This window comes from Prosthecobacter sp., assembly GCF_044222345.1.
In the GTDB taxonomy this organism is placed as follows: Bacteria; Verrucomicrobiota; Verrucomicrobiia; order Verrucomicrobiales; family Verrucomicrobiaceae; genus Prosthecobacter.
On record NZ_JBGANL010000046.1, the window covers coordinates 22,547 to 43,484 of the forward strand.

The window sequence follows — 20,938 nt, forward strand, 5'->3', positions numbered from 1 at the left end:
TCCTTCTAGGTATCGGCGTGGTTGTTGTGGGTGCTGTCGGTAGAGGGCAGCTCGAGAATGAACTCGGTAAACTGACCGGGCTGGCTGCGTACTTCAATGCGTCCGCCATGGTCGGCAATGATGCGGTTGCAAATGGAAAGTCCAAGCCCCATGCCCTGTCCCACGTCTTTGGTGGTGAAGAAGGGGTCGAAGATCTTGTCCCGGATTTCCTGCGGAATACCGGGCCCATTGTCCTTGATGGAGAGGATGGCTCTGTTGCCGCGTGCGAATGCGGAAAGCTTGATGCAGGCTGACTCTCCCTCCGGGTATTCCTTGGTCGCCATGGCATCCAGGGCGTTCTGGATGAAATTGATGAGCACCTGCACGAACTGGTTGCTGTCGCCGCGGATTTCAAGTTCGTCGGGAATGTCCACTTCACGCTGGACGCCGTCCTTCCAGACATGAGCAAAGAAGCGCATGCAGGTGCCCACGACGGTCTTCAAGTCAAAGGCGTGATTGAGCTGGTTGGTGGTGCGGGTGAAGCCGCGCAGGTCGGAGATGATCTGAATGACGCGGTTCACGCCCTCCTCCACGTCCTTGACGGTGTCGGCAAAGTCAGCGCGCTCCTCCTCGGGCAGGAGTTTGGTGGAGCGGCTGATGATGCCCAGGCCCTGGCGGGCGTAGTTGAGGGGGTTGTTGATTTCGTGGATCAAGCCGGCGCTGAGGCGACCGAGCGATGCGAGCTTCTCGTTCTGCACCAGCAAGGATTCTGTTTCCTTGATCTGCTCCAGCGCGTTTTCGAGCTGTTGTTTCTGCACCACGAGCTCCTTCTGGAAGAGGCGCGAATCGACGAGGTTTTTCAAGCGTACCATGATCTCCGTGAGGGAGAAGGGCTTGGCGAGGAAGTCGCTGGCTCCGGCGGCGAGGCAGTCGATCTTGGTTTTTTCGTCAGCGCGGGCGGTGAGGAGCACGACGGGGATGGAGCGTGTGATGCTGCGCTCACGCAGCTCACGGCAGACCTGCAGGCCGTCTTTTTCAGGCATCATCATGTCGGAGAGAATGATGTCCGGGAGGAACTGCGCGGCCTTTTCCACGGCCTGCTGGCCGTCCACGGCCTCGAGAACTTCAAAAGTGTCGCTGAGCTGGCTTTTGAGGAAGCGCAGCATGTCGGGCTCGTCGTCAGCAATGAGCAGCTTGGGTTTGCGGCTGCGGCCCACGCCGGTTTCCACCGGACGCAGGGTGGCCTGCAGCGAAGTCATGGCCGGGAAGAGCTCGGCGCGGCGGTAGAGTTCGGCGATCCAGTCTTTGTTCTTGGGGCTGTCGGCGTCTGATTCCTCGGTCCTCTCACCCGGCTCATCCTCAGTGGCTGTCGGTTCTCCTTGGAGGAGAGGAATGGTCACCGTCATGGTGGTGCCTTTGCCGACTTCACTGGTGGCCACGACGTTGCCGCCCTGCGCTTCCGCAAGCTCTTTGACGAGGGCGAGGCCGATGCCCATGCCCTGGAATTTGCGCTGGGACGAGGTGTCCGCCTGCCAGAAACGATTGAAAATATGCGGCAGTTGATCCGCTGGAATGCCCATGCCGGAGTCACGCACTTCAATGGTCAGCCAGCCGTTTGTCTTGAGGGCGCTGAAGTTGACGTGGCCATTGGCGGCAGTGAATTTCAGAGCATTGAAGAGCAGGTTGAGGCAGATGCGCTCCAGCTTCTCCGGATCGGCGAGCACGGTGCCGAGATCTTCGTCCACATGAGAATGCAGATGGATGCGCTTGTCTTTCGCGACGCTGCCGACGGCGTTGGCGAGACCGCCGATGAAATCGTTCATATTGACGCGCTTGGTGTTGACCTGCGCGCGGCCGGATTCGAGGCGCACCAGATCCAGCAGATCATTGATGAGCTTCAGCAGGCGCATGGAGTTGCCATGCATCGTGTCCATCAGGTCACGCTCTTCCTGGGGGCGGGTGGATTCAGCCCTCTGGATCAGGCTTTCCAGCGGAGCAATGAGCAGGGTCAGCGGCGTGCGAAGTTCATGGCTGATGTTGGCAAAGAAGCGGCTTTTGGCTTCGTCGAGCTCACGCAGTTTCTGGTTGCTGGCTTCGAGTTCGGCGCGGTTGAGGTCCAGATCGTGACGCAGTTTAAACTCGGAGAAGCGGATGGTGTTGTAGAACCAGGTGCCGGCGGTGGTGAAGACCCCCGTGACGAACAGGAAGTACAAGTTGTTGAAGAAGATGCTGCGATTGACGATCGGGCCATGAAAATAGCACGCCAGCAGATAGGACGTCACCGTGAGGACCACCACCAGGATGCTGTCCTGCAGCGTCCAGCGCATGAGAATAGCGGCTCCCAGCATCACCAGATTCAGCCCGGCATAGTAGGGGGAATCAGCCCCGCCCTTGGCATAGATCATCCATGCAATGCCGACAATGAGAGGCATGGCCATGAGCAGGCCGAGCAGGCGGTGCATGCGCTTGCCCCAGGCGGTGGTCAAAGCCAGCCAGACGAGGACGCTGACAACGGCGGAAAGAACACGTGCGGGAAAGAAGCGTTTCACGCCTTCCTCCTGAAACACCACCCAGTCCAATGAACTCCCGGCCAGCATGAACACGACGGCGAGGATGCCGCAGAGCTGATAGTTGCGGACTCGGATGTCCTGCTCGTAAGCCTGAAAGTTTCCTTTCAGGCCACCAGCTAAAACTGGAGAGGCATCAGGCATCGAGAGGTTTGCGTACTTCGAGGAAGATGTTCACGCCCGTGGCGTCTGGTTTCACCACAAAAGACCCGGGGGGCGCACGATCAGGCGCCAGCTTGAGAAACTGCTCCTCGTCACGGTACACGAGATGCCATTCGGCCAGATACTCCATCCAGTTTCGCCAGGGATTGCTGGGGTGCACATTCGTGGCGATCAACAATCCGCCGGGTGCGAGCAGATCATAGAAGATTTCCAGGAGACGCCGGCAGATGCGGTCGGAAAGATAGTCGAACAAACCCGCACAATAGACCATGTCATACGTGCCTGACTGGGCCGCCGCACGTCCGGACTCTTTCAAAACTTGATGCACGGATTTTTTCTCAAAGCGCAGACCGGTGCGACGACGGTGCCGGTTGCGCAGATCTTCCAGCGACCGTGTTGTGTGCATGATGGTCTCATCATTGAAGTCCAGCAGCAGCAGGTCCGCCGAGTCAGAGATGGGCTCATGGGTGAGGAAGTTTTGAATCTCCTGGGCCGGACCGCAACCCAGGTTGTAGATGCGCGCCACTTTGCCCTGGGCGGCCATGCGCTCAGTCTCCGCCTTCAGCTGCTGTACGAGGTAGACAATGCGGTTGCGGTGCGCGAGCACCGGTGGGATGTCGAGGTAGAGCTTGTTGAGCAGCTTCGCAAAGATCGAGCTGCCTTCATACGGATCACGCAGCATCATGCTGACCATCTCATAGTCGCCGGCATAGCCGAGAGGCTTGTGATAGGTGCGGTAAACAAACGGTGCACACAAAACCAGCGGGTGAAGCTGGCGCTTGATGTAGCTGCGGTGCACGGGCTGCTGATCCAGAGGAATGATGGCGGCGGATTCCTCAAAGCGTTTCATCAGGGGGTACACCGTGGGAACGATGGGCTCCTCCATCTGCAGAAGCACCTCGCGCTCCGCCTGGATGCGGTCTCCCGTGGGCAGGGAGCGCACGCCGAGCTCCACCTGCTCCATCCAGCGGCGCAGGTCGGAAAGCATGGTGTGCATGTCCGCCACCACGATTTTGAAATCGGGCATGACCCGGTAGCTTTTTTCCGTCTCCCGCAGGAACTCGGCAAACTCGGTCAGCAGGCGTCCCTTGTTCTGCGAAGGGGAGAGGATGTCGATGTCAATCCAGCCTTCATCGGAAAGCGAAGCCTCGCAGATGAGCATGATGCCGGTGTTCACCAAATTGGCAATGGTGGCCCTGCCGGTGTAAACCACGCGGTCGTTCATCATGATCCGGAAGTCATTCAGGACTTCCGAGAGCTGAACAATGCTGTAGGGATTGTAAACCTCGAAGACGCCCAGGTAGCGTGTGAGCCGGTGAAGCGTGCCGCGCACTTCAGCGCCCTGGCTGTTGCGGCAGATGATGAAACTGAGCCGCTCCCCTGAGGAAGCGAGATTGGGAAGTGCGTTGTCGTTGTTCTCCATGTTACGTATCCTCTGCTAAAGCGGTTTGCTCGCTGATGACAACACAAGCCTTTTGGAAAAAATTCTCCGCGTGTTCTGGCATGGCCCAGCGAGGGTGCCGGAAACGTACGAGGGGAATAAACATGGTGTCATTATATTTGAATTAAAACCTCTGCGTGATGCTCAGTGACAGCACATGCCATTGATGATTGTAGCTGCCGTCGTACTGGTTGGCCGGGTTGGAGGCGGCCCCGCTGATCACGCGCGTGGGATAGTAAACGTAGGCATAGGTGAGGTCCACTCCGCGTGTTTTGCCGCGCCAGCCCACGCCAAGGCTGAACACGTGGCGGTCATTGCCAGGGACCAGCGGTGTGTAGCTGTTCTGCGGCTGGGAGTTTTCAGAAAAGAGGTAACCGCCGCGCAGCGCCCAGTTTTCATTCAGCCGATACGACATGCCCGTGCCGAAATCGAGGGAGTTTCTCCAGCCAAAGACGCTGCCGGTCGAGCCCCCCAGAAGAGCCTGATTGTTGCCGATCAGAATGGGAAGATCATCATGGGATGAGTTCTGGGCCCACTTAAAGTCCAAACCCACGGTGAAGCGGTCCGTCACATCGAAGCCATAGCCGACGGAAATGGAGCCTGGAAAGGTGGTGTCGGATTTAAAGCTGCTGGACTCGCTGAAGCCGGCGCCCATCAGTGCTGGCGGCATGTTGGAAGCTTTGAAATCACCACTGAGATTGACCTTCACCGGCAGCCGCCCAATCACTGCGAAGCGATGTCTTTTGGCAAAAGTCCAGTTGATGCCTGCATAAGCGCCCATGCCCCAGCCTTGGCCGTGTATCTTGATGTCTCCTTCGCCCGCACCAGGAATCAGCGCGCCCCAGGGGTAGAACTGCTTCATCGTCAGGTCGGCATACAAGATGTCGAGCCCGACGGCGAAGCTGAGGTCATCCGTTATTTTCACCGCCACCGCAGGTGTGATGTCCACCGTGAGCAAATTCGCCTGATAAGGCAGCGCATAGCGCAGGGCGCCGCCCATGCCTTTGGGATACGAGGCGGCCATTCCATAGGGGGTGCTGACCCCGAGGCCGAAAGACAATCTGCCAGGAATGACGGGCTGCACAAAGTACATGCTGGCGGGAAACACCCACGGTCGGTTCATTGGCACCCCTTGCCCGCCATTTTGTGTTAAGTAAATGTCACCATGCCAAAGCGCCGCGTTGATCAGCAGCTCGCTTTTTTCCATCTTCAAGATGTTGGCCGGTGCGACCCTCACGGCGGAGGCATCGCTCAGATTGGCATATCTGCCGCCAACGATGCTCAGTGCCTGAGCGGAATCGGGCACGACAGAGAACGTCTCCGATGCCTGCACCACCGCTGAGGTCAAACCCAGGGCAAAAATGAAAGAAACGACGCGATTATTCATGGTTGGATTGGGTTAAGCGAGGCCGTTGGACTGGCAGTATCTGAGAATTTCGACGGTTCCTTTGAGCCCTGTCTTGCGGCACAGGTTGTGTTTGTGCACGGCAACGGTTCGCGGACTCAGGGACAGATCCAGCGCCACTTGCTTGAGGCTTTTGCCGCGGGCCAGCTGCATGAGGACTTCGAGTTCACGGTTGGAAAGCTTCTCGTGCACCTGCCCGGAGGAGCCTTTGCGGATGGAGCGGTCTGCAAACTTTTGCGCCAGTTCTCTGGAAATGTAGCTGCGCCCCTCCAGAGTGCAGCGAATCGCATCAAACAGCTCATGCGGAGGGGCGTCCTTGGTGACATAGGAGCGCGCTCCAAGCTGCATGGTGCGCGAGACAAAAGTTTCTTCCTGATGCATCGAAACAGCGATGATTCTGGGCGGGATGGGCAGTGTCCGCAGCTCCGTGGTCAGTTCCATTCCTGAACGGTCCCCCAGCTCGATGTCGACAAGGGCGATTTCATAATTGTGCAGGCGGGCTTCCACCATCGCCTCCGCACAAGTGCCGGTGGAGACCACGGTGGCCTGGGGAAACTCCCCCTTGAGCATGCTCGTGAAAGCTTCACGTACCAGCGCATGATCATCGACAACCAGAATGCGAAAAGGCGGGGGGGATTGCATGAGAATGTTTAATGGGGTGAAGAGGTTTACGCTGCTGACTGCTGCGGTGCTGGCAGCGCCATGAGGGAGACCCGTGAACTGCCTCCCGGCCCGGCGACCATGACCTGCATGCGGGATCCCAGCAGGGCACAACGGGCTTCGATGACTGCCAGTTCTGATCCGGTCATGGTCTCCTTCCAGATGCTGTCACCGCCATCATGATCGATGGTGATTTCAAGTTTCTCAGCAGACGCCCGGCAGGTCACCTCCACCCACGAGGTGTTGGCAAATCGCACACAGTGTTTCAACAGCGCCTGCATGATGCGAAACAGATTGAGCCGGCTCGCGAGATCGAACGACGGCTCATCACCGCTGATGTGGAGGACCAGAGAGCCTGCAAAATTTTCGCCCACATTGCGCACCAGCTGCTGCAGCGCCACATGCAGCCCGAAGGCTTTGAGAACAGGCGGAAACTGCTTTTCCGTCATGTCCCGAACCAGTTGCAACGTCTGCCTCAGCGTGGCATCCAGGCTGCCCAGCAATTTGCTGACGCTCGCCGTGTTTGCACCGTTCGCCAGTTCGTGGCGCATCATTTCGCCCAGCGAAGCGCAGGCCACCAAGCCTCCGGCCATGTCTTTGTGCAACAAATGGGCTAGATCGACGCGCTGAGCATCTTCTTCTTTTAACAGACAGCTCAGCGCTTGCAGCAGCATTGCGGCAGAGTTTTTTTCCATTTCAAGGTCGGTTGGATGCATGAGGGCCTAAATAATTTAAATCATTCTGTCGCTATATTTAGGAGAACCACATTCCAGCGCACTCAGCACCTAAATGTAGATTCAATATTTAGGCTGCGTCTAAATCGACATCGCATTGTCCTTTTTGAAAAAAATTATTGAGAGTCTGGAATTTAGCCAAAATAAATTTTATTTTATTAATTTTATAAAATTCTAAAGCTATTGTTCATCACATGTATCTAAATACCATTCAGCACAACCTTAGCACCTGCAGTCGGATTCTGATTGTGACCGAAGAGCGTTCCCTGCTGGAAGACCTGCATATTTCCCATACATTGCAGAACATGAGCCAGAGCGGCAGTTCCTCTGCTTCGCTGGGTTCTGAGCAGGCTGGCAACAAAGCTAGATCTGCCGCACCCGCTCCTGAAGTGGTCTGCACTGCGAACGAAAAAGAGGCATTAGCTTTGGTCGAGGCGGCGGCCCAAGGGCATAAACCATTCTCCCTGGTCATTATAGATGGACGGCTTTTCTATGGAAAAGACTACCGATATATCATCAATAGCTTATGGCAGTCACAGCGCGATTTGCATGTGGTGCTGCATGCAGTCTCCCAGCTCGAGTCATTCGAACAAATCCCGATCGACCTGGGGTCCAATCCCCATCTGTTAGTCTTCAAATTCAGGCTCGTTCCCTTCGAGATCACCCAGCTCATCCGTACACTCTTAGCCAGGCACATTGCTGAGAATCAAACCGCACACCGCAATCTGAGCCTGAACGCCCAGCTGCTGGAAGTGACCTCGCGTTTCGAAGACGTCAGCAACCGGCTCCGGCTTGAGCAGGACCACCGCAAACAGTTGGAGGACCAGCTGTGCCGGAACCAGCGGCTGGAAACCGTGGGGCGTTTCGCGGATGCGATGGCTCACTTTTTTAACAATTACCTGACTGTGATTCAGGGCCATCTGGAAGTAGCTCAGCTCAATCAGAGTGGCACTGGCTCGAGCACGCTGCCGACTTCCACTCTTCAAGAGCTCATCCTCGCGACGCAGCGTGCTGCGGGCGTTACCTCGCAGTTTGTGTCCTTCAACAGGCGCGAATACATGCAGCCGGCTCCTCTGCATCTCGGTCAGATTATTGATGGCCAGGCCACCATGCTGCAGAAAGCCATGGGGGAGCAGATTACCATCCAGATCAGCCACAGCCCCGATCTGCCCAGTGTCATGGCAGACCAGGCCGCCATGGAGCAGATCATTTTCAATCTCATCATCCATGCACGTGATTCCATGCCGATGGGAGGCAGATTAATGATTCAAACCAGGCCGCTGTTCATTCCAGACGCTGCAACCGCCTGCCAGATGCATGCAGAGGCAAAACCTGGGGAATATGTGGTCATGACGATCTCTGACACTGGCAAGGGGCTGAGCCCTGCCGACTTGGCAGGGCTGTTTGACGCATCCAAACTCTCATCGGATCAAGAAGGCGGTGCGGACATCGCTTTGATCTTGGTGCAGGGGCTTGTGCGTATGCAAGGCGGCTGGATCGACGGCAGGAGTGTTTTGGAGGTCGGCACGGAGTTCTCGATCTGCCTGCCAGTCGCCAGCGGAACGGTGCCAACACCACCTCCCATGCCGGAGAAAAAACTCCTGAGAACCAACGGAGCTGACGAGTCGTCCACCATTCTGATCGTTGATGATGAGGACTCCGTACGGCAGGTGATGGAATATGTGCTCACCAGTCAGGGGCACAAGGTGCTGACTGCCGCAGATGCCAATGAGGCCTGGGCCATCTGGCGTGAGAAGGCGGCTGTCATCAAACTCGCGCTTATCGACGTCAAGCTGCCCGGGGGCGTCAGCGGTTTCGATTTGGAAAAAGCTCTGGCAGCGGAAGACCCCACGCTCCCGGTCATCTTCACTTGTGGCTACTCTCCGACGACTCTGAGCAACGCCAAAGAGCTGAAGGCGGGAGAAAATTTTCTGCCAAAACCCTTCGGCATGGTGGAGCTGCTCAACATCGTAGGACAGGCCCTCCTGCAGCCTGCAAGGCTGTAAGAAGGCGGGGGCTCATGAATGCTCGCTGTAGGTTTTGAGGCGGCCACCGCTACATTTGATCATCCATCGGGCGAATTTTTCCGCCCTGGCAACGCGGGGGCGGCGCCATTGGCCATGATCAAGTGTCCTGTCACAACGGAATGGATCTGGTTGTGACATCAATCATGGCATCCGGGCGTGCGAATATAGCATTTTCCAAAACTGATTTCCGGAAAGCGAGCGTGGAGACGCTCGACGGCGGCTTGAGGACAAGCCTCCCTACCTCGCGCTGGGCACTCGCATGCCCGGTGCTGGTAGGGCTGGCTGTCCAGGCTGTGTGAAAACTATTTCACCGGTTTGACCGGTGGCATGTTCATGAGCAACAAGATGAGCATGAGCCACCTTCGAGGAACTGATCGCAGCGAAGTGCAGATGCTGCCGCCATGCCTGGATGATTACGTCGCAGCGGAAGCCGCCGTGCGCTGCATTGATGCGTATGCCAGGTCGCTCGACTTCAAGGCCCTGGAGCTTTGGGCGCTGCGCAACCAAGGGCACCCGGACGATCGCCTTATCACCCCGTAGGCCTGCTCAAGCTCCTCTACGGCTTCCTCAACCGCATCCGCTCAACCGCCGCCTGGAGGCGGGGGCTGCGCTGGCCTCGAAGTCATCTGGATGCTGCGCACCCTGCGCCAGACTTCAAGGCCATCGCCGACTTCCGCGTGACAACCTGGGCGTTCAAAGGCGTGCTGCGCGAGTTCAACCTGCGTACCGCAAGCTCGGGCTCTTTGGCGCGGGCTCGTGGCCATCGACGCACAGCAAGTTCAAGGCCAGCAACGGCAGGCGCCGCCACTTCAACGCCGAGCGGCTGCGGTGATCAAACACATCGACCAGCGCATTGATGACTACCTGCGCGAGCTCGACACGCAGGATGCAGAGCAGGGCCGCCGCCGCCTTCCTCTTCGCCACCCGTGGCGGCAAGGAAAGCCTGAACCATGGCCGAAAAGATCGCCGGACTGCGCGCCAGCCGCCAGGAGCATGCCGCGCTGCTGAGATGCAGAAGGGCGCCCGGACCAGTCTCGGCTCCACCGACGCCGATGCGCAAGATGTGCGACACGCAGCGCGGCGGGTTCTTCATCGGCTACAACGTACGGGTCGCCGTGGATGCAAACATGACCTCATCGTCGCCGAAGGGTGGTGCGCAATCCGACTGTGATCGAGGCCAGCTCGGTGCTGTCGCCCAGGCCGCGAGGAGCTGAACTCCAGGTGCCGAGCCTGGAGGTGGTCGCTGACAAAGGCTACCACTCGGCCGACGGCTCGGAAACCCTGGCAAGCCACCGACATCATCACTATGTGCCTGCGCAGGGGCGGCACCAGCGGACGCAGCGGCAGGGATGGCAGGAGAGTGTTTGGCAAGGCGCTTCTACGACGCGGTGGCAGACGAGTATCAATGCCCGGAGACCATCTCAAGCTGGGGCAAATGCCGCAGCCACGGCAAGACCGTCCTGCTATGCCAATGCAGCGGCTGCCACGCCTGCCCTCGCAAAGGCGGTGCACCGGCGGCAGCTACAGGAAGATCCACCGTCTGCGCAATGAAGCCGTGCTGGGCAGGACGGCGGCACTGGCAGAAAATCAGCGATCAGCGCCCCGCAGGCACCGAGGTTATCGAGCATGTGTTTGGCACGCTCCGTGGCGGGGCACGGCGACTTTTGACCGCGGACTGGAAGCGGGTGAAAGCCTGAGTTCAGCCTCAGCACGCACTGGCCTGCTCTGACGCGTGCTCAATCTCAAACCGATGAGCGAACTGCTCGAGCGCTTTTAAACGGCGCAGCGGGGAGTCAACGGGCCTCAAATGCCGTCCCTCTGATAAGCGCATTACAAGCGCTCAGGAAAGCAGCACAGCGCTGAGGGCAAAATCGCCTGGCAGAATGCCAGAATTTAACCGGCATTCCGGGCAGGCCTTTCTAAAAAGAGTGTTTTCACACAGCCTGTGTCCTCAGCCAGCCGCCGTCGAAGCCCATGATCATCGACCAAGAAACAGCCTGCTAAACGGAAATGAGTTTTGCGAACCGCTATAAAGAAGCTGGATGCTCCTCCGGCCTGCATAGTGGGCATGGATTTTCTCAAATGATCTGCACCGAATTATTTGGTGCGCACGGAATCTTGACCGCACCCGGCAATGACCGAAGGAAGAGCATGCCTCCCTCCATATTTTATTGTCTTTCTGTTGCTTGCAGAGGCAAATCCATGCCAAGGTCGTATACCTCATTGACATTGTATTCGCATCATGTGTCGCTTTGCGCATAGACCTCTCCTGCGTCAGAAATGCCCACGCATTGTCTGGCCAGAGTTGAGAATGAAATCGCGCCCTGTGGAGGTGGCAGCTTTGCAAGCTCTGCATCCATGAGGTCTGACGCACCAAAATTTGTGCTGAATGTACAGGAGCAGCCTCTCGAATGCAGACCAGAGCTGCGATTCCGCCATGCCTTCACGAATGCCAGCGTAGGCTTTGCGATCACGGACATGCGGGGGGGCATCCTCCATATCAACAAGCATTACTGCCACATCACCGGGTATGCGGAAAACGAAATGATCGGCGGCTCCCTTGCCGCCGCCACGCATCCGGACGATGTGACTCGTGAGCAGGAGTTGTACCAGAGGTTGATCGATGGAGAGATCAATGATTTCATCGTGGAGAAACGCTATCTCTGCAAAAATGGCGATGTGGCCTGGGTGGAAAACAGCGTTTCCGCCATCCGGGATGAATCCGGGGTGGCTCTGAACATGGTGGTGCTCTGCAAAGACATCACGAAGTTACGCCGCAACCAGGAACAGCTGCGGCTGCTTGAAGCCTGTGTGGCCCATCTCAATGACATCGTGCTCATCACCGAGCCCGCGCCCCGGGGGGAACCCGGTCCTCGCATTGTTTTTGTGAACGATGCGTTCACCCAGCAGACCGGCTACACCCGGGAAGAGGCACTGGGGCGAAGCCTACGCTTTCTCCAAGGACCTGCAACCGACCGGTTTGCACTCGGCCGGATGCAGGCAGCCCTGGCCCAAGGGCTGCCAAGCAAGGAGGAGCTGATCAATTACAAGAAGGACGGTTCGGCCTTTTGTGTCGAAATTGACATCTTGCCGATCACCGACTCCAATGGCCTGACGAGTCACTTTGTGGCCGTCCAGCGTGACATCACCGCACGCAAAGAGGCCGCAGACCGGCTGTGGAAGAGCAATCTGCGGTATGAAAGGCAGCATGTCGCTCTGGCCCGGATGATACGTGGCGGCGTGATGCAGGCAGTCCATTTGGAGTCGGCTTTTCGTCTGATCACGGAAGAAATCGCCCACGCCATGGAAGTGGAGCGTGTCAGCATCTGGCGGTATGATCAAAACCGCAGCAGCCTTGTCTGTCAGATGCTGTTTGAGGCGGGTGCGAGGCGGCATTCCTCCGGACTTGAACTAAATGGGAGTGATTACCCGGCCTATTTCCGTGCCATGGCGCAGAATGACACCATTGCGGCAGATGATGCGCAGCGCGACCCGCGCACCAGTGAGTTCACAGAAAGTTACCTCGCGCCGCTAGGCATCACCTCCATGCTGGACGCCCCGCTGCATGTGGGCGGGGTGCTGGCCGGAGTGCTCTGTCAGGAGCATGTCGGTCCGCTGCGGACATGGTTGCCAGAGGAGAAAAGCTTTGCGACTTCGATGGCGAACTTCATCTCCCTCGTGCTCGCTCAATGGGAGCGCAGGCGGGTTGAGGACATGCTGCGTCAGCAGGCGTCGCTCCTTGACAAGGCAAACGATGCCATTCTGGTGCGTGATCTCGACCACAACATCACTTACTGGAATAAAAGCGCCGAAACGCTCTATGGATGGACCGCTGAAGAGGCCAAAGGGCGCAAAGTGTCCGAACTGCTCTACAACGATGACTCGCAGTTCGAGGAAAAAAACAACAAAGTACTGACCGATGGAGAGTGGGCAGGTGAAATCCGGCAGGTGACCAAGGATGGCAGAGAGGTGACCGTGGAGGGGCGCTGGACCTTGGTGCGCGATGCCGAAGGCCAGCCCAAATGCGTGCTGGCCATCAACACGAACATCACCGAGCAAAAAAGGCTGGAGGATCAGATTCTGCGTTCCCAGCGCATGGAAAGCATCGGCACCCTGGCGGGTGGCATCGCGCATGATCTCAACAATGTACTCACCCCAATCATGATGTCGGTGGATCTGCTGAACCTGCGCATCAAGGATGAGATTTGCAGGGAAACACTGGAGACCATCGCCTCCAGTGCACGTCGTGGAGCCGACATGCTCAACCAGGTCCTGTCTTTTGCCAGGGGTATGGAAGGACAGAAGGCCCCTTTGAAGATCCGCCGTCTGCTGCAGGATCTGGCTCGCATTGTCGGAGACACCTTTCCAAAAAACATCCATCTCCGGCTGCAGGATGAGTTGCTGGAAACCGATGCCGTGTCAGGTGACGCGACGCAGATCCACCAGGTGCTGCTCAATCTCTGCGTCAATGCGCGGGATGCCATGCCTGCGGGGGGGACGCTCACGATCAAGGCGGCACACATTTTGATCGATGCGCCATATGCCGCCATGAACATCGAGGCACGTGAAGGGCCGCACATCATGATCAGCGTCGAAGACAACGGAGCGGGCATTGCGCCGGAGATTCTTCCAAAGGTTTTTGATCCTTTCTTCACCACCAAGGGAATGGGCAAGGGCACCGGGCTCGGGCTGTCCACTTCGCTGGCCATCATGAAAAGTCATGGCGGTTTTCTCCGTGTTTACAGCGAGCTGGGGCATGGCTCATGCTTCCATGTGTATCTTCCGGCACAACTGACTCAGGTCATGGAGCAGCCGGTTGTCGAAGATCAGGTGCTGCCGCGTGGGAATCAGGAGCTTGTCCTCCTCGTCGATGACGAGGCGGCCGTGAGGGAAATCACGCGGCAGACACTGGAGGCGTACGGCTACCGCGTGCTGCTGGCTGCGGATGGAGTGGAAGCGGTGACTCTCTACTCCAAGCATCAGCACGACATCGCTCTGGTTTTGACCGACATGCGGATGCCGGTCATGGACGGCTCCTCCACGATTCAGGTTTTGATGAAGATGAACCCCGAGGTTTGCATCATTGCCGCCAGCGGCATCAATACCAACAGCGCCATTGCAAAGGCCGCGGGCACCGGGGTGCGGCAGTTTTTGCCAAAACCCTACACTGCCGAAACCATTTTACGGGCTCTGCACCACGTTTTGAAAGAGCATTGAGCACCCTGGGTCAGGCCGCCTTTCGTCCCGTCTGCAACACGTCGTGGAGTGCTTCCAGCAAGGAGTCGGCATTGTAAGGTTTGCGCAGGAAATGCTTCACCCCCAGGCTGTTGACCTGCGCCTGCATTTGGTGGCTGAGCCCGCTGGCACCGATGATTGGCAGGTCAGGATGAATTTTGAGCAGCGCCTGAATGAGCGTCGGTCCGTCCATGTTGGGCATCATCATGTCAGTGATGAGCGCGGCCGGCTTTTCGGAACTTTTCAGGAAGGTCGCGATGGCGTCAGTGCCATCGCAGGCGGCGACCACCCGGTAACCAAAGGTTTCCAAGGTGTGCTGGGTGGCGGTGAGAATGGCTGATTCATCATCCACGACGAGGATCAGTTCGCCCTGCCCAAGGCAGCGTTTGGATTCGACCACTTGGATTTCCCTGTGCTCCACGTCCGTTTTGGCCGGTATATAGATGCGGAAAACCGTCCCCTTGCCCATGCGGCTCGTGAGATCGATGAATCCGTGGTGCGATTTGACGATGCCCAGCGTGGTGGCAAGTCCAAGTCCGGTGCCCTTGCCCATTTCCTTGGTGGTGAAGAAAGGATCAAAAATGCGGTCCCGCACTTCGACCGGAATGCCGGTGCCGGTGTCCTTCACTTCAAACACCACATACGGTCCCGTGGCTGCGTCGGGATGCATGCTGGCAAACTGTTCATCCACGACCATATTGCTTATGGTGATGTCCAGCTCGCCGCCCCCGGGCATGGCATCCCGGGCGTTGACGCAGAGATTGAGCAGCACTTGGTGCAGCTGGGTGGGGTCTCCTTCCACGTTCCACGTTTCTTCTGGGCAGGAGGTGCGGCATTTGATGAACTTGGGGAAGGTCTCATGGATGAGCTGCTCGATTTCCTGGAGCACATCCTGAGGCCGCAGGCGCATGCTGCGGCCCTCCACACCACGCGCAAAACTTAGAATCTGCTTCACCATTTCTGCGCCGCGGTTCGCGCTGTTCTCCATGGCGTTCAGCAGTTCGATGTCGCGCGGTTGCTGCAGTTTCATGCGCAGAATCGTGAGCGACATCAAAATGGGGGTGAGCACATTGTTCAAGTCATGCGCCACACCGCCAGCGAGAGTCCCGATGCTTTCCAAGCGCTGATTGCGCAGGGACTGGGATTCCATGCGGCGTTTTTCAGTCACGTCGGTCATGAAGCCCTCGATGTGCCGGATCACGCCGTCCTCGCAGAGAATCCCCTGGCCGCGTTCCCAGATCCACTTCACCGCACCTTCCGCCGTGCGGATGCGGTAGCTCATCTCAAAGCGCTTCCCGGCCGCGACAGCCTCTGCCACCGTCTCACGCACATGCGCCCGGTCCTCCGGATGAATCAGATCACCGAAAAAGACTTCGCCGGTACCGGCGAATATTTCCGCCTCGTAACCTGTGAGTTCCAGACAGCCTTCACTGATAAACTCCAGTGTTCGTTGTTCATCAATGAAAGAGCGGTAGGCGGCGCCGGGAAGGTTGCCCATCAGCGTCGAAATCATGCGCTCATTTTCGCGCAACGCTTCAATCGCCTGCTGGCGCTCCTTCTCCCTCTCCACGGTTTCCATGGCGAATGAAAGGTCATTGGCCAGGGCGCTGAGCACGCGGATTTCCTCCTCCTGAAAGCAGTCGCGCTCATCAGCGTAGATCAGCAGCACTCCCACGGGAACATTGCCTGGTTTCAATGGGAAGGCGGCGCAGGAACGAAAGCCAACCTCCAAGGCCCGCTCCCGATAGTAGTACGTTTCATCGTTCTCGATATCATTGGAAATTTCATGCGTGCCGCTTTTAAAAGCGCGCCCCGCCGGGCCACGACCCGAGGGATGATCATCGCGGGTGATCAGAACCAGTCCGTCAAGATAGTTCTGATAACTGCCGGCGCAGGCCGCCGGTTTCAAGCTTTGTGATTCTTCATCATAGAAGGCAATCCAGGCCATCTTCATGCTGCCCTTTTCCACCGCGATGCTTACCGCCGATTCATACAGCAGCTGCGGCTCACGAATGCGAACGATCGCCTCGTTGATGCTGCTGGACATCGCATGCAGCCGGTTCAGGCGCAGCAGGCGTTGCTCGTCCAGCTTTCGTTCATGAATGTCCAGTGCGGACCCCGCCATGCGGTAGGGCTCTCCGTGCTTGTCCCACAAGGCCTGGCCGCGGGCCTCAAACCAGCGATACCCGCCCGACTTCACCTGAATGCGGTATTCGATGCAAAATTCACTGTGCTGCTCCAGATGGCTCTCCAGCGCAGCACGCACAAAGGGCAGGTCCGCTGGGTGCATTTTCTGCTCCCAGGCAAAAAACAGGCTGGGAAATTCCTCGTGGTTGTAGCCGAGCAGTTCACGGAAACGCGCGGAATAATAGACGCCGCCGGTGCGGATGTCCCAGTCCCAGACTCCTCCGGTGGAACCCGTGGCCGCCAGTGCATAGCGTTCTTCACTCTGTCGCAAAGCCAGCTCTGCCTGGTGGCGTTCCATCTCCGCTGCCGCACGCACTGCAAAGAGCTGGAACATGGCCTGCAGGCGCTCCCGGTGGTCCAGCGCATTTTCGCTGAACACCGCAATCATTCCGATCACACGCCCGTCGGTGGCAAGCAGCGGCATGCCCATGTAGCTGTTCGCACCCAGTTCCTGCAGAATCGGGTCGTCCGGAAAGTGCTGCCGCACATTGCTGTCATAATAACAAACCTCGCCACTGGCCACATTGTAACACGGCGTGCCGATCAGGGAGCAGGTCTTGTTTGGCAGCACCTTGCCGTCCCCGCAGAAACCCAGCGTCCGCACCATCCGGTCGCGTTCCGGCAGGAGCATTGCCACGGTGGCGTATTTGGCTTCCACGGTGCGGGCCATTTGAAGGCAGAGTGATTGAAAGAAGGTCTCGCCACTGCGGGCATCCACACCTTCGGCCATCGCCCGCAGTGCTTCCTCCATTTTTTTCTCCACCGTGATGTCCGAGGCCAGCGAGAGTATCGACTGCAGCTCTCCCTCTTCGTTCAACAAGGCGGAATTGTGCCATTCACAGACAATCACCCGCCCATCACTGGTGAAATTGCGGTTGATGCAGGTGTTGCGGGATTCAGAGCGGTCCAGCAGGCGGTCCAGCGTCGCCTTCACTCGCGGGAAATCTTCAGGATGAACGAAGTTCCAGTCACTTTGGCTGTTCCCCATGACGGCGGCCTCACTCCAGCCAAAAATTTTCTCAGCCTGGGGCGACCACCGGCAGATGCGGCTGTCTGTGTCACACTCCACCAGAGCCAGCGAGGTGTTTTCCAGATGGTACAGCAGCGCCGCATGCGCCTGCTGCTGCAGTGCCTCCTCCTGTTCGCGTCGCGTGGTGAAATCACGCAGGTTGCCGATGATCGCCACCGGCTTGCCCTCATTGTCCCTGACGATGGACCGGTTGTCGCTGATCCAGCGATAAGCTTCATTCTTGTGCTTGAACCGATATTCCAGAACGGGCTGAAAATCTCCGTTCAGATCTCGTGCCATGAGTTTTTCCAGCCGCTCGTGCTTCGACTGATAATCCTCGGGATGAATCCGCGAAAACATGAAGCGAAGGCCTCCCGCGATGCATTCCTCAATGCTGAAACCAAGCACCTGCTCCACTGCCGGGCTGATGTAATCGTAGGTCAGCGTGGGCAGGCTGAGGCAGTACACCGGGTCTTTGGAGTTCCCGAGCACGGTCCGGAAACGTTCCTCGCTCCGCCGCAGCTCGCTCTCAGCCTGCTTCCGCTTGGAAATGTCACGCACGTTGACGACCAGCCTGTCTTTCCCGAGGATCTCGGCCTGGCGCATGCTCACCTCCACCCAGAACACACGTCCGGAACGTGCGCGGGCCTGCCATTCAAACAACTGCGGGCCTTCCTCCACCGCCTTTCGCATCCAATACAGCGACTCCTCCAGAGTGTAAGGCGGAGTATTCACGCTAAGCGCCGCTATGGAGAGGCCGCGCATCTCATCAGCATCGCAGCCATACATTTCACAGGCGCGTTGGTTGACTTCCAGGATTGCCCCCGTGACGACGTCGTGGATGAAAACTGCATCATTGAGGCAGTCAAAAACACTTCGAAACCAGTCGCCCCTCACCTCAATGTCCCGTTCTTCGGTGGCGATGTCCGTCGTCATGGTAGGAATGATCATGCAGCAGTGATTTCAATCATTCACAGGGCTTTTTCCAGTGTCATTTCCTTAGATGCATTGGATTCGGTGACTTCGGTTGTGCTGATGGAAGTGATCGTCTCTGCCAGTTTCTTCAGTCCCTGCTCCTTCGAGACGTAGCCATGCACATCACTGCGGCTCAAAACCGGCAGCATGTCGGCTCTGGAATGGCTGCTGAGCACAATGACCTTGGTTCCCTGCTGGATGAACCCCCCGCATTGCTCCACCAGATCAATGGCTGAGCCGTCAGGCAGCGTCATGTCAACGACCATCACGTCAATAGGGCGCGAATGCAGCACTGGGAGCGCGGCGGCCACACAGTCCGCTTCCAGCAGTTCATACTCGGGCAGATACCTGGCCAAGGCGGCACGCACCACTTCACGATAGAGGTCGTGATCCTCCACCAGCAGGATCACTCCGGATTTTCCTGAACGATTGGAATGCCAATTTGCCTGCTGCATAAATGCTCTTTAATTTCTGACTATGACTGGAATCAGCAGTAACATACAGCAAATCTGACACGTGTAGCGGGGAAGCATGATAATGAATAACGATTTAGATTCGCCTAAGCATCGGCCGCATGACTCGATGCGACCGAATTTCTCCCTTGTGGAGGGTTCCATGGCGGAAAAAAATGAATTCCTTGGCAACATGGGACATGAGCTGCGCAATCCGCTCGCGAACATCATCGCGCAGGCGGAAACATTGCAGGAGGGTATTTACGGGCCCATGGAGAAAGCGCAGAAGATGGCGGTCGCAGCCATTCAGGACAGCGCTCAGCAGTTGCTCCAGCTCATCGCTGACATGGTCGATCTCGGCAGGATCGAGGCAGGCGCTTCATCACTGACACAGACAGCATGCATGGTGAGTGAGAAATGCGCTGGCAGCGTGTCCGCTTTGACGGGGCTGGCGCAGTCACGGTCCATTCAGATTATCACCGACGTGCAGCCGCCAAACCTCGGCGTTTTCGCCGATGCACTCCGGCTGCAGCAGATCATCACCGAGATGCTATCCGTCGCTGTGTTATCCATGCACACCGGAGGTCAGCTGCGGCTCCACATCACCCATGACGAGGGCGGTCTGCAGCTCCAGACCTTGGGTGGTGCCGGCCCGCTGCCCTCTGAACCGGCGCTTATCCTCAATCGGCTGGGAAAAGTCAAACCCATCGGCCTGGCTTTGCTGCAACAGCTGGTGCAGCTTCACGGCGGCTCTTTTACGGTGCTTGAAACAGCCGGGCGGCAAGTCTGCCTGACCATTCGTCTGCCACTGCGCCGGTCGTCGGCTGCGGTGCCAGTGCAGGCAGAGCACCTGCCTGAGTCCCCGGTCAGCCATGAAGCTCCGCTCCCGGCCTCCTCCCGCCAGCCCACCATTTTGATCGCCGATGATCAGCCCGCCCTCATCGACGTTACACGCAACTACCTTGAAAGCGTCGGCTTCAAAGTCATCACAGCCCGGGATGGCAGTGAAGCCATCCAGCAGGCCTGCACCCTGCTGCCCGATCTCATCCTCATGGATGTGCGCATGCCGGTCGTGGATGGCTTGAGCGCCATACGCCAGATTCGTGCCTCCACAGATCCTAAAACGCGTGCCATAGCCATCATCGGCCTGTCAGGGCATTCGAGTGCCGCAGACAAAGAAAAGTGCCTGGCCGCCGGAGCCACCGCCTACCTGAACAAACCTTTCGGTGTCCGCGAACTGGATCGCATCATTACTGAGCATATCCGCCCGGATCGCAATTAACCGGCTCAGGGTCAGCATGGGCTCACGCAATCCATAACCGCGATGCGGAGGATCGTATGAGGGGCTCTTTCCGCGCGATGTTTTCAGCAGCTGCTTTGCTGTGATTTGCGGCGCTGGATTCAAGTGCACGATGAAAAAAGATGGATGCATCTCGAATACGCACAGCTTGTTCCCGTCTCATGAACACGCTGCAAGAATGCGGCAACAAATCACAAGCCAACCTCGCTCTCATTATGAAAAAGATCATCACCCTCCTCGCCGTCACCGCCAGCCTTGCTGTCCTTGCTCCTGCCAGTTCGCAGGCCTTTGACGGCCACCACTCCAGCCGCAGCTTTGCAAACAACTGCGGCTCCTGCGGCACGGCGGTGTATCGCGAACGCGTCGTCATCGGCCATGACCGCCACCATCATCCCATTTTTGGCTACCGCATCGTCAGCCATAACTGCCGCCCGGTTGGCCGCAGCCATAACCATGGCCATGGCAGCAGCGGCAGCTTCTCCCGCACACCACGCTTTCATTTCAATTTTGGCGGTCATTCCAGCCACCGCTGATCCAGGGTGATTTCACGGCCTGCCGGAGAACGAAAGCTCTCCGGCAGGCCTTTTTTGTGAGAGAATCTCGCGCAGAGCTTATAGCGGTTCGCAAAACTCCTTTCCGTTTAGCAGGCTGTTTCTTGCTTGAAGATCATGGGCTCCGACGGCGGCTGGCTGAGGACACAGGCTGTGTGAAAACACTCTTTTTAGAAAGGCCTGCCCGGAATGCCGGTTAAATTCTGGCATTCTGCCAGGCGATTTTGCCCTCAGCGCTGTGCTGCTTTCCTGAG

16 protein-coding genes are annotated in these 20,938 nt (G+C 57.7%); 7 read left to right on the forward strand and 9 right to left on the reverse strand.

Annotated elements, in window-relative coordinates; translation table 11 throughout:
* Window positions 1–5 precede the first annotated feature (5 nt).
* The 6 genes from ACILSL_RS20500 to ACILSL_RS20525 all read right to left on the reverse strand — a co-directional run bounded on the left by ACILSL_RS20500 (window position 6) and on the right by ACILSL_RS20525 (window position 8,177).
* The gene (locus ACILSL_RS20500; RefSeq protein WP_395733929.1) at window positions 6–2,690 is read right to left on the reverse strand and encodes an ATP-binding protein; all 2,685 of its coding nucleotides are present in this window, start codon (window positions 2,688–2,690) and stop codon (window positions 6–8) included.
* The gene (locus ACILSL_RS20505; protein WP_395733930.1) at window positions 2,683–4,131 is read right to left on the reverse strand and encodes a class I SAM-dependent methyltransferase; all 1,449 of its coding nucleotides are present in this window, start codon (window positions 4,129–4,131) and stop codon (window positions 2,683–2,685) included. Before ACILSL_RS20505 ends, ACILSL_RS20500 begins: the two co-directional genes overlap by 8 nt.
* Window positions 4,132–4,273: 142 nt before the next feature.
* Window positions 4,274–5,536: an OmpP1/FadL family transporter gene (locus ACILSL_RS20510; protein ID WP_395733931.1), complete on the reverse strand. Its 1,263-nt coding sequence runs from the start codon at window positions 5,534–5,536 to the stop codon at window positions 4,274–4,276.
* Between the two features lie 12 nt (window positions 5,537–5,548).
* Window positions 5,549–6,196, reverse strand: coding sequence for a response regulator (locus tag ACILSL_RS20515; RefSeq protein ID WP_395733932.1), 648 nt, complete (start codon window positions 6,194–6,196; stop codon window positions 5,549–5,551).
* Window positions 6,197–6,222: 26 nt separating this feature from the next.
* The gene (locus ACILSL_RS20520; RefSeq protein ID WP_395733933.1) at window positions 6,223–6,909 is read right to left on the reverse strand and encodes a hypothetical protein; all 687 of its coding nucleotides are present in this window, start codon (window positions 6,907–6,909) and stop codon (window positions 6,223–6,225) included.
* Window positions 6,910–7,631: 722 nt separating this feature from the next.
* Entirely contained in the window at window positions 7,632–8,177 is a 546-nt protein-coding gene (locus ACILSL_RS20525; RefSeq protein WP_395733934.1) for a hypothetical protein, read from the reverse strand.
* Between the two features lie 12 nt (window positions 8,178–8,189).
* Between ACILSL_RS20525 and ACILSL_RS20530 the strand changes: the two genes are divergently transcribed.
* Entirely contained in the window at window positions 8,190–8,954 is a 765-nt protein-coding gene (locus tag ACILSL_RS20530; RefSeq protein WP_395733944.1) for a response regulator, read from the forward strand.
* A gap of 372 nt (window positions 8,955–9,326) precedes the next feature.
* Complete coding sequence (locus ACILSL_RS20535; protein ID WP_395733935.1) at window positions 9,327–9,515, forward strand: hypothetical protein; 189 nt, start codon at window positions 9,327–9,329, stop codon at window positions 9,513–9,515.
* 174 nt (window positions 9,516–9,689) lie between these two features.
* On the opposite strand, the gene ACILSL_RS20540 is transcribed toward ACILSL_RS20535, so the two are convergent.
* Window positions 9,690–9,911 carry a hypothetical protein gene (locus ACILSL_RS20540; RefSeq protein WP_395733936.1) on the reverse strand — a complete coding sequence of 74 codons (222 nt, stop codon included), beginning with the start codon at window positions 9,909–9,911 and terminating at the stop codon, window positions 9,690–9,692.
* A gap of 14 nt (window positions 9,912–9,925) precedes the next feature.
* Between ACILSL_RS20540 and ACILSL_RS20545 the strand changes: the two genes are divergently transcribed.
* The 3 genes from ACILSL_RS20545 (at window position 9,926) to ACILSL_RS20555 (ending at window position 14,192) form a co-directional block, all read left to right on the forward strand.
* On the forward strand, window positions 9,926–10,189 hold the full coding sequence (locus tag ACILSL_RS20545) for a hypothetical protein (RefSeq protein WP_395733937.1): 264 nt from the start codon (window positions 9,926–9,928) through the stop codon (window positions 10,187–10,189).
* A gap of 150 nt (window positions 10,190–10,339) precedes the next feature.
* Entirely contained in the window at window positions 10,340–10,672 is a 333-nt protein-coding gene (locus tag ACILSL_RS20550; RefSeq protein WP_395733938.1) for a hypothetical protein, read from the forward strand.
* 661 nt (window positions 10,673–11,333) lie between these two features.
* Window positions 11,334–14,192 carry a PAS domain S-box protein gene (locus ACILSL_RS20555; protein WP_395733939.1) on the forward strand — a complete coding sequence of 953 codons (2,859 nt, stop codon included), beginning with the start codon at window positions 11,334–11,336 and terminating at the stop codon, window positions 14,190–14,192.
* Window positions 14,193–14,202: 10 nt separating this feature from the next.
* On the opposite strand, the gene ACILSL_RS20560 is transcribed toward ACILSL_RS20555, so the two are convergent.
* Both ACILSL_RS20560 and ACILSL_RS20565 read right to left on the reverse strand, forming a co-directional pair.
* On the reverse strand, window positions 14,203–18,357 hold the full coding sequence (locus ACILSL_RS20560) for a PAS domain-containing protein (RefSeq protein ID WP_395733940.1): 4,155 nt from the start codon (window positions 18,355–18,357) through the stop codon (window positions 14,203–14,205).
* 20 nt (window positions 18,358–18,377) lie between these two features.
* Window positions 18,378–18,836, reverse strand: a complete 459-nt coding sequence (locus tag ACILSL_RS20565) for a response regulator transcription factor (protein WP_395733941.1) — start codon at window positions 18,834–18,836, stop codon at window positions 18,378–18,380.
* 160 nt (window positions 18,837–18,996) lie between these two features.
* Between ACILSL_RS20565 and ACILSL_RS20570 the strand changes: the two genes are divergently transcribed.
* Both ACILSL_RS20570 and ACILSL_RS20575 read left to right on the forward strand, forming a co-directional pair.
* Window positions 18,997–20,115 carry a response regulator gene (locus ACILSL_RS20570; protein ID WP_395733942.1) on the forward strand — a complete coding sequence of 373 codons (1,119 nt, stop codon included), beginning with the start codon at window positions 18,997–18,999 and terminating at the stop codon, window positions 20,113–20,115.
* A 179-nt stretch (window positions 20,116–20,294) separates the two neighbouring features.
* Complete coding sequence (locus ACILSL_RS20575) at window positions 20,295–20,666, forward strand: hypothetical protein (RefSeq protein ID WP_395733943.1); 372 nt, start codon at window positions 20,295–20,297, stop codon at window positions 20,664–20,666.
* The last annotated feature ends 272 nt before the right edge of the window (window positions 20,667–20,938 follow it).